Raw genomic sequence first — 7213 nt, forward strand, 5'->3', positions numbered from 1 at the left:
AACAACCAGCTGCTACACTACCGTTGTTACCCAAACGATAAATCTTGACCAACTCAGCCGAAGCACTAAACGAAAAAATCAGCAAAATAACCAGTGAAGATAAAAGGTATTTAATATTCACATTAGCCTCCTAATACAATCAACAATTAGGAAGATAATGAAGCCCCACATAATATCTGATGGGCTTATATAAAATGGTACTGGCATAAATCCCCCAAGGTGAGATCAAAAAAAGGGAGCAATAGCCCCCCTTTTATTAGAGTAAGAGCTATTAACCGAAGAAAGCAGCCTTAGCCCATTTATAAACAACCGCTAAAGCAGCTAGACCAATAAGAGCTTGACCAACTGAACCAATAGCAGCAGAACCCTGCGTAGTAATTACACCAGTTGCAGCAGTAACATCTACATCAGCCATTGCAGCAGAAGAAACAAGAGAGGCACCGATAACAGTACCAAGAGTCAAAAGTTTAGTTTTCATATTAACCTCTAAAACCGAGTTGAATTAATACCATCTTAATTACATATGCCAATGCATATAACGAAGCAGCCGCACCAATAATTTCAAATGCACTCGCCTCATCTAAATAAGAAACCGTTTCTATTAAATCGGTTTGCTCAATTAAGGTTATGTATTGGCAACTTTCATTAGGAGCTAACTGAACAATTTGAAGATAGCCATCTAGAGGTTTTGCACAAATCATCTAATTAACTCCTAAATATGGTGGTTCAATTATCGAATGGTTGATACCTACTAATAGTGATACCTTTATTAGTTCTTCATCGTCGAATAATTGAACCAATAAAACTGTTTGAATTAAGAAGCTTTTGGAACTTCAAAATCCTTTAAAATGAATGTTGATTTGCCATTGGAAACGCCCATACCTAAAACAGCTAGAACCTCCAAAGGCGCTTTCTTAGCTTTAAGCTCCATATTAAGGCGCTTAGATAGAGCAAAGTTGTTATCTGTAACCACGGAAATTTTACCGATTTGACAACCTACTTTGTCGCCGTTCTCTTGGAAGTCACCAATAGTCTGACAGTTCGCCCATTGCATAGGTGAACCACCGTTCTCATCTTCCATTGTTCCGAAATTAGAGTTAAAAATTGTTAAAGGCATTTTGTTCATAAAGTCACCCTAGTGATTACCGCCTGACCATTGCTGAAAGCTCATGCTCTCACTAGATGGATTAGACGTTGATTGATTAAAAGGCATTGATAAAACATCTGCTTTATTGCCGGGTTTATGGAAAACAAGATCAGAAGTACCGTCATCCCAAAGGACTAGAGAGACAGATTTATCTTGGTTTATCCGAACTTCTCTACCTGCTTGGAGCGCACGAGCATAAAGAGCTGGCATACCAATATCAGATAAAGAATCGTAAATTTTATCTAGTTCAGTTACTTGAACGTTACGAGGAGAACCTGATAGATGAGCCAAAAGGTCAGCACCAGAATTGATACCCTGAAATACAGGTTCTTTGTAATTGGCCGGACGTTGATTATCGAAATCAAAAGTAAGAACCTGACCAAGAGGAATATGTTCATCATCATGAAGGTTTTGAAGCTGTTCCTTTGAAAGCCCAACTGCCATCAAATCAGAAATGGAACGGTAGAAGCTAGATTTAGACATAGTGTTTTTAACCTGTTCATAGGTCGAATGCTTCAAACGGTCATATACTTGAAATAGACGAAGGGCTTTTGATTTACGAGTGTTTCCCTTCGAGTCTACGGTATCGTATAGGTCATGAAGCAAAGACATAACTTTATGGTCATTAACAACCGAAAGAGTGCTCCCCTCAATAGCGTCTAGCAGATACTTCATAGCATCACGCCAAGCCCAAAGACAGAAACTAGAATCAGAAGCGGATTCGAAAAGACGTACATACTCGATCAACTCAAAAAGATTTTGAGGTATGTTGTTTTTCTCAAACCAGCGAGACATAAAACGAGCCTCGAAACGAAGACGATTGTCAGCGAAGCCCTTTAAAGAGTCAGAAGATAATTCATCAATAACGCGATCGTAACGATTGGTTTTTTCCTTACGTTTAAGCTTCTTAAGAGCTTCACATTGATAATTAACTTCATCTAATTTTGAATAAATAATGAGTGAGGTAGTACGGCCAGAGTTGGGATTGTTCTTATCTTTATTGAAGTAAACAGTAGACTCGAACTCGCCTTGTCTACTAGGTCTAAGATACTTGTTAGATACTTTTGATAAGGCAACTAGAGCAGCTTGAAGCTGGTCACGAGATTCAACTTGAACAGACATAGTAGAGTCAAAACGAAAGACATCAGTCATCTGAAAATCAAGCATCTCACAGAAACGAGGCATAGCACGTTTGAAAGCATCAAGAATTGCAGTAGCACATGTCAAAAGAGAGTCACTACCATAAACGTTATGACCTTGAAGAATCTTTGCTGGAGAACACTTCAACTCAACACAAGCGTTAGGACGGAAACCAGAACCCTGAAAAACTTTCATAGCAATACTGGTATAGCTAGAAGGAACAGATTCCCAAGGGTGACGAAGAGAGGAAATCGAAGTATTTCCATCCTCATCAAGATCAACAGAACAATCCAAACGAAGACCACGGTCAATAAGATCGTCAAAATTGATATGAGTCTCCCACTCATCACCAACCTGAATAGGAGTAATGAACTCATCTTTGAAGTGGATTCTTAAACCTAGGAAATCGTACATGAACCTAACTCGATAACACATGTGTACATTTATATTTGGACACAAGATAGCAAACTATACACATGTGTACAAGGTGCACATGGCTAATGGTACTCACAAACACTAAAATACAAGTACAAATGTAAAGAGGTAGACATGTCATACAAAACTTTAAGAGTGCACGAAGCACAACAAATAAAGCTTGAAAGAGCAGCAATTGAGATAAGCTCAAAAATTGGCAAGCAAGTGCAGTGGACAGACGTAGCAAGATACATGTTTGAAAACATGCTGACAGATGCCAAACACGGAATGATCCAAGACTCAAAAAAAGATCAGTAGAAGTGAGGGTGAAAATTTCGATTGAGTACCACATTGGGACTATAAGCCACTATTAAAGTATGTGGCTTAGCCACCAAGAAAGAGCGCAGCGCGGCGCTCCGCTTCCTCCCCCCTCCGCTCTTTCTTTCTCTCTGGATTGAGCACTATGAGAAGGAAGAGATAGAACCGATAACTGGCAGTGCCCTTTACCATTTTTAGGCTTGGCAGGATGAAGGGGTGTTTTGCGGTTTCATTGAGGGGAGCTACGGGAACAAGTTCCCTACTTTTCGGGCGTTTGGATGAAGCACTCCCCACGAACTGTAGTGAGCGCCCTTATCCCTGCGGGGCTAGTACGTAAAAAAAATGACATACCGCGCGTGTGGTATGTCATTTTATTTTATTCTGCAAAACGGCAATGCCTGGACAACTTTTTCAGCATAAAATAATCACCGGTCGCGCATCGAGAAGCCCATTTTGTGAAGTGCGCGAGGCAAAGTGCAGAATAAAACACTTTTGGCTAAGTACGGCATTATGCAAATTATGTTACGGGCTTACACTTCAAAGCGATTCTCTTTCATGGCATGTACGCAGCGAGCTGCGACAATGAGCAATTCTCTCGCCCACCCTTTGCGCGCTCCAGTCCTGCGGCAAACCCTCAACATAATTCAAACCCATAATGCGCACTAAGGTAAGAGCTTATCGCAAAGATAATCAAATAACTTGAATGCAAACAAAGCCGCAGAGCAACCAAGAAAAGCATCAAGAAAAACAATATGGCCGAAGTAATCAACCATCATTAAAACCTGCTCATCAGTCATTGCGATAACCTCCAATTAAAAGCGCTGCCAGTAAGAAACCACAACACCACAAAAACATCTCGTAAATGTCTAACATCGATTGAAGAACCATGATTCACCTAGAATAAGCTAATGTTGGGTTTGTGTTTGTCCGAGTTCTTGGCCATTTCCATCGTTTCATCTTCTTCACGTTCTTCCACAACCTCACGAACATAAAAAGGATTGCACGTAATTGGCCGAACAACAGAACCGATTTTGAAATTAGCGAAACACCTATCAATGGGCTCAACTACCAAACCTATCGAATCAGGTTCAAAGGCTGCACCATCAGATTCACGATAGAAAACATAATCAATATCTACTGAATCATTATCGTAGTGCGTCATAGAACCAGAGATATAAACCCCTTTGATTAACTCAGCTACGTAAGTATCAAGCTGTTTATCAAGTGAATCTGCCTTGTTTGAATCTGGAGCTGGAGACGTTGAAGGCTGAACTTGTTTAACTGGCTCAGGCTCACCACCGCCTAAAAACTTATCGTAGATGTTATAAGCAGACCAACAAAAAACGCCTAAAGCTATCAGGCCAGCGAACGCCATAAACGGAATTTTAGGTTTATGAGTGTGAATCTCAGCGGACCAATAAACGCCATAGAAATTCTTGTCACGCTTAACAAGCTTTTTAGTAGCGATTTTAGATTCGTGATAATCATCTGGATTGAATGTCTTAGGCGCTTCCTTTCGGGTTACACGCTCACCACCAAACGGATTGAAGAAATGAATATGACGACCAACAAGTTTACGCAAGTTCGCATCACATAGCGTTCTATCTTGCGTAACAAAATGAATATCATAACCACCGTGACGGTGTGTCTCTAATGCCGCAATCGCCGCCGGAACTTTCGAACCGGTTGGGCGTGGAGGAAAGTATTGCTGACACTCATCGATGAGCAAAACTGAACGCTTTGGTAAATCCATCCAAGAACGAGGATCTTCAAAATGCGTAAAGTGAAGATTCAAAGGCTTCACCATATCGAACTTATCAACGGCTGTATCGCCAGCTGCATCGAGTACGTTCTCTAGCTTAACCAATTTCTTCTTAGGATAAACTCGACGTACCCAATAAAGCCAAGTGTCGAAATGATCATGTGTTTCGTATTGTGTTTCTAACCAAGGAACGTCAGACAGGGAGATAAACTCCCCATCATCATGAATAGGACGCATGATTTTCTCTAACTTTCTGCGTTGCGCCCTATCCTTTAAACGTGGAAAGAACCAGCCGTAAAACCAGCCAGAAAAAGACTGTGCAACAGCCATGTCCAACATAAGCAAACGGATGTTAGTGTAGAAATAAGGACGAGTGTCATCATGACTAATCACTAATTCTCGCAAACTATTAAGCGTTTTTGACGCGCCCGGTAAGCCAGTTCTCAAGTAAATCATAGTGGAATACTCCCCTTATCTTGACCTGGTTTCCACCATCCTTGACGAGCAATAGAACCAGCGCGAAGACCTTTAATAGTCAACAAGAAAAAACCAGTGCTAAGCATCAAGTTCATTGCTTTATCTGCCCAGATAAGACCCAAGAACTGGAGGACGTAAGTCGGTAAGGTGTCAAAACTGGAAGTGATTAAGCCAATCAAATAGGACGTTGCGATATTAAAACCAGAAAATACCGTAACCCCTACCCCTAAAGAAACGAGAAATTGAGAGCCTACCGAACCTAAATAACCAGCTAGGAACGGCAAAGCAAGACGAAGCCAACCAAATAAAAAACTAAGTATTGTTGCGAAGAACTGAAACATAATAATCACCTATATAAATTTAGATATCATCATGAAGCTACCAAACGCAGCAGCCGCCATAATACAAGCGCGGATGATATAAGCCATTTCACAAAAAGGAGCTAAATCAATAGTGAATTTAAATAAGCCACCATCGTAATGTTTTGGAGCTGGACACTCACCATCGAAATTAACGCCATTAGATTCATCATAAGCTTGTAATAAATCACCTACAGAACCCTCAGCATTCTCATAAATATTTTTATAAGCACCATGTTCATCAGTAAATTGGTCGTTGTAATCTCCTATTCCTTCTAATAAACCTGCTCCAGCTTCAGTAATTTCACTCAAATCTTTTGACTGACAGCTTTCATACCAAGCCTGTTTAGCTAAATAACAAGTAGCAGCATTTCCTTCACATGAAAAAGATTGGCAATTACCTGCATTAATAGAGCCATTAATACCACTTTCTAAATCATCCAATCCGGAATTAATTGCACCTTCAATGCCCTTCAAATCACCGCTTAATTCACCAATACCATCATTTAAAAGGTGATTAAGTGAAGAAAGTAATTTGTTGTTGGTGTTACCAATCTCTGAAAGTGTACCTGTTTGGCTCTCAATGGCGTTTTTAAGATGGTTAGAGCTATCAACAATGGTATCGGTGTTTAAATCTATAGAATCCTTTAACGAATCAAGGTGTGAAATACTCTCAGCATGGTTTTTATTCAAGTCATTATTGATACCAGTAAGCTGTTTATTTAAGTCCTTATTCATAGACTCAATGGCCTTTGTGGTATCGCTATTTTCTTCTACATCCGGTTCTGGTTTATCAGGGTCAGGATTACCAGTGCCGCCACCGTTTGGTTTATCAGGGTCACCTAAATCACCACCTGTAGGTGGGTCTACATCTACATCACCTGCACACTCAGAATAATTAGGTGAAAAGATGGTACATGAATCGTCTGTAGGAGGATTATCACACCAGTTATTAGAAGCATCACAGCAGTTAGGATAATCAGGGGAATCAGGGGTACATTGTTTTGGTTCATCATCCTTACATGCAGGCCAATCAGATGAATCAGGGGTACATTCGTCAGGTTCTGGAGGTGGATTACAAGTCATATCCAAAGATTGAGTCGAATCAGTACAAGAAACCATTGGATTCCAACCCTTATCAAAACAGGCATCTTTAAACTGATTCATTTGATTGATTGTATCTTGCTGTTCGCAGAAAGGAACTGGAGGCTCTTCACACTTGCCAGTATCAGGGTTTACCACTTGACCGGATGGACAAGAATCAACGGATTGAGTAAGAAGTTGACCACTGTATGGTTTGCCACGATAGTTCAGGAAAGAGACACCAACATAACCATCATGAACGGTATAACGCTGACAAGTATTACCATTAAAGCGTTTACCACCTAAATCAGACTGAGCGCCAACTTTTACAACATCACCAATATTAAGACCAGAACAACCAGCTGCTACACTACCGTTGTTACCCAAACGATAAATCTTGACCAACTCAGCCGAAGCACTAAACGAAAAAATCAGCAAAATAACCAGTGAAGATAAAAGGTATTTAATATTCACATTAGCCTCCTAATACAATCAACAATTAGGAAGATAATG

9 protein-coding genes are annotated in these 7213 nt (G+C 40.3%); 1 reads left to right on the forward strand and 8 read right to left on the reverse strand.

The window, feature by feature from the left end:
• Nucleotides 1-271 precede the first annotated feature (271 nt).
• The 4 genes from CAG69_RS12975 to CAG69_RS12990 all read right to left on the reverse strand — a co-directional run bounded on the left by CAG69_RS12975 (nucleotide 272) and on the right by CAG69_RS12990 (nucleotide 2701).
• Complete coding sequence (locus CAG69_RS12975; RefSeq protein ID WP_024701909.1) at nucleotides 272-478, reverse strand: major capsid protein; 207 nt, start codon at nucleotides 476-478, stop codon at nucleotides 272-274.
• A 1-nt stretch (nucleotide 479) separates the two neighbouring features.
• On the reverse strand, nucleotides 480-701 hold the full coding sequence (locus CAG69_RS12980) for a hypothetical protein (RefSeq protein WP_025791107.1): 222 nt from the start codon (nucleotides 699-701) through the stop codon (nucleotides 480-482).
• A 113-nt stretch (nucleotides 702-814) separates the two neighbouring features.
• Nucleotides 815-1126: a hypothetical protein gene (locus CAG69_RS12985; RefSeq protein WP_024701911.1), complete on the reverse strand. Its 312-nt coding sequence runs from the start codon at nucleotides 1124-1126 to the stop codon at nucleotides 815-817.
• A 9-nt stretch (nucleotides 1127-1135) separates the two neighbouring features.
• Nucleotides 1136-2701 carry a phage/plasmid replication protein, II/X family gene (locus CAG69_RS12990; RefSeq protein ID WP_024701912.1) on the reverse strand — a complete coding sequence of 522 codons (1566 nt, stop codon included), beginning with the start codon at nucleotides 2699-2701 and terminating at the stop codon, nucleotides 1136-1138.
• Nucleotides 2702-2836: 135 nt separating this feature from the next.
• Between CAG69_RS12990 and CAG69_RS12995 the strand changes: the two genes are divergently transcribed.
• A complete protein-coding gene (locus tag CAG69_RS12995) occupies nucleotides 2837-3019 on the forward strand; it encodes a hypothetical protein (RefSeq protein ID WP_024701913.1) in 183 nt (60 codons plus the stop codon).
• A 662-nt stretch (nucleotides 3020-3681) separates the two neighbouring features.
• Here CAG69_RS12995 and CAG69_RS22660 read toward each other — a convergent pair.
• From CAG69_RS22660 to CAG69_RS13010, 4 genes are all read right to left on the reverse strand, one after another.
• Complete coding sequence (locus CAG69_RS22660) at nucleotides 3682-3816, reverse strand: hypothetical protein (RefSeq protein ID WP_265355289.1); 135 nt, start codon at nucleotides 3814-3816, stop codon at nucleotides 3682-3684.
• A 98-nt stretch (nucleotides 3817-3914) separates the two neighbouring features.
• Nucleotides 3915-5237: a zonular occludens toxin domain-containing protein gene (locus tag CAG69_RS13000; protein ID WP_024701906.1), complete on the reverse strand. Its 1323-nt coding sequence runs from the start codon at nucleotides 5235-5237 to the stop codon at nucleotides 3915-3917.
• On the reverse strand, nucleotides 5234-5599 hold the full coding sequence (locus CAG69_RS13005) for a DUF2523 family protein (RefSeq protein WP_024701907.1): 366 nt from the start codon (nucleotides 5597-5599) through the stop codon (nucleotides 5234-5236). Before CAG69_RS13005 ends, CAG69_RS13000 begins: the two co-directional genes overlap by 4 nt.
• Nucleotides 5600-5608: 9 nt before the next feature.
• On the reverse strand, nucleotides 5609-7174 hold the full coding sequence (locus CAG69_RS13010) for a virulence factor TspB C-terminal domain-related protein (RefSeq protein ID WP_161444552.1): 1566 nt from the start codon (nucleotides 7172-7174) through the stop codon (nucleotides 5609-5611).
• Nucleotides 7175-7213: the final 39 nt, after the last annotated feature.

Origin of the sequence: Vibrio sp. V43_P6S15P86 (assembly GCF_009904725.1) — a bacterium.
In the GTDB taxonomy this organism is placed as follows: Bacteria; Pseudomonadota; Gammaproteobacteria; order Enterobacterales; family Vibrionaceae; genus Vibrio; species Vibrio diabolicus.

What these genes read in the sequence shown, in the direction of transcription:
- CAG69_RS13000 (WP_024701906.1), bottom strand. Translation starts at nt 5,237, where the DNA reads ATGATTTACTTGAGAACTGGCTTACCGGGCGCGTCAAAAACGCTTAAT.
- CAG69_RS12985 (WP_024701911.1), bottom strand. Translation starts at nt 1,126, where the DNA reads ATGAACAAAATGCCTTTAACAATTTTTAACTCTAATTTCGGAACAATG.
- CAG69_RS12975 (WP_024701909.1), bottom strand. Translation starts at nt 478, where the DNA reads ATGAAAACTAAACTTTTGACTCTTGGTACTGTTATCGGTGCCTCTCTT.
- CAG69_RS22660 (WP_265355289.1), bottom strand. Translation starts at nt 3,816, where the DNA reads ATGACTGATGAGCAGGTTTTAATGATGGTTGATTACTTCGGCCATATT.
- CAG69_RS13005 (WP_024701907.1), bottom strand. Translation starts at nt 5,599, where the DNA reads ATGTTTCAGTTCTTCGCAACAATACTTAGTTTTTTATTTGGTTGGCTT.
- CAG69_RS12980 (WP_025791107.1), bottom strand. Translation starts at nt 701, where the DNA reads ATGATTTGTGCAAAACCTCTAGATGGCTATCTTCAAATTGTTCAGTTA.
- CAG69_RS12990 (WP_024701912.1), bottom strand. Translation starts at nt 2,701, where the DNA reads ATGTACGATTTCCTAGGTTTAAGAATCCACTTCAAAGATGAGTTCATT.
- CAG69_RS12995 (WP_024701913.1), top strand. Translation starts at nt 2,837, where the DNA reads ATGTCATACAAAACTTTAAGAGTGCACGAAGCACAACAAATAAAGCTT.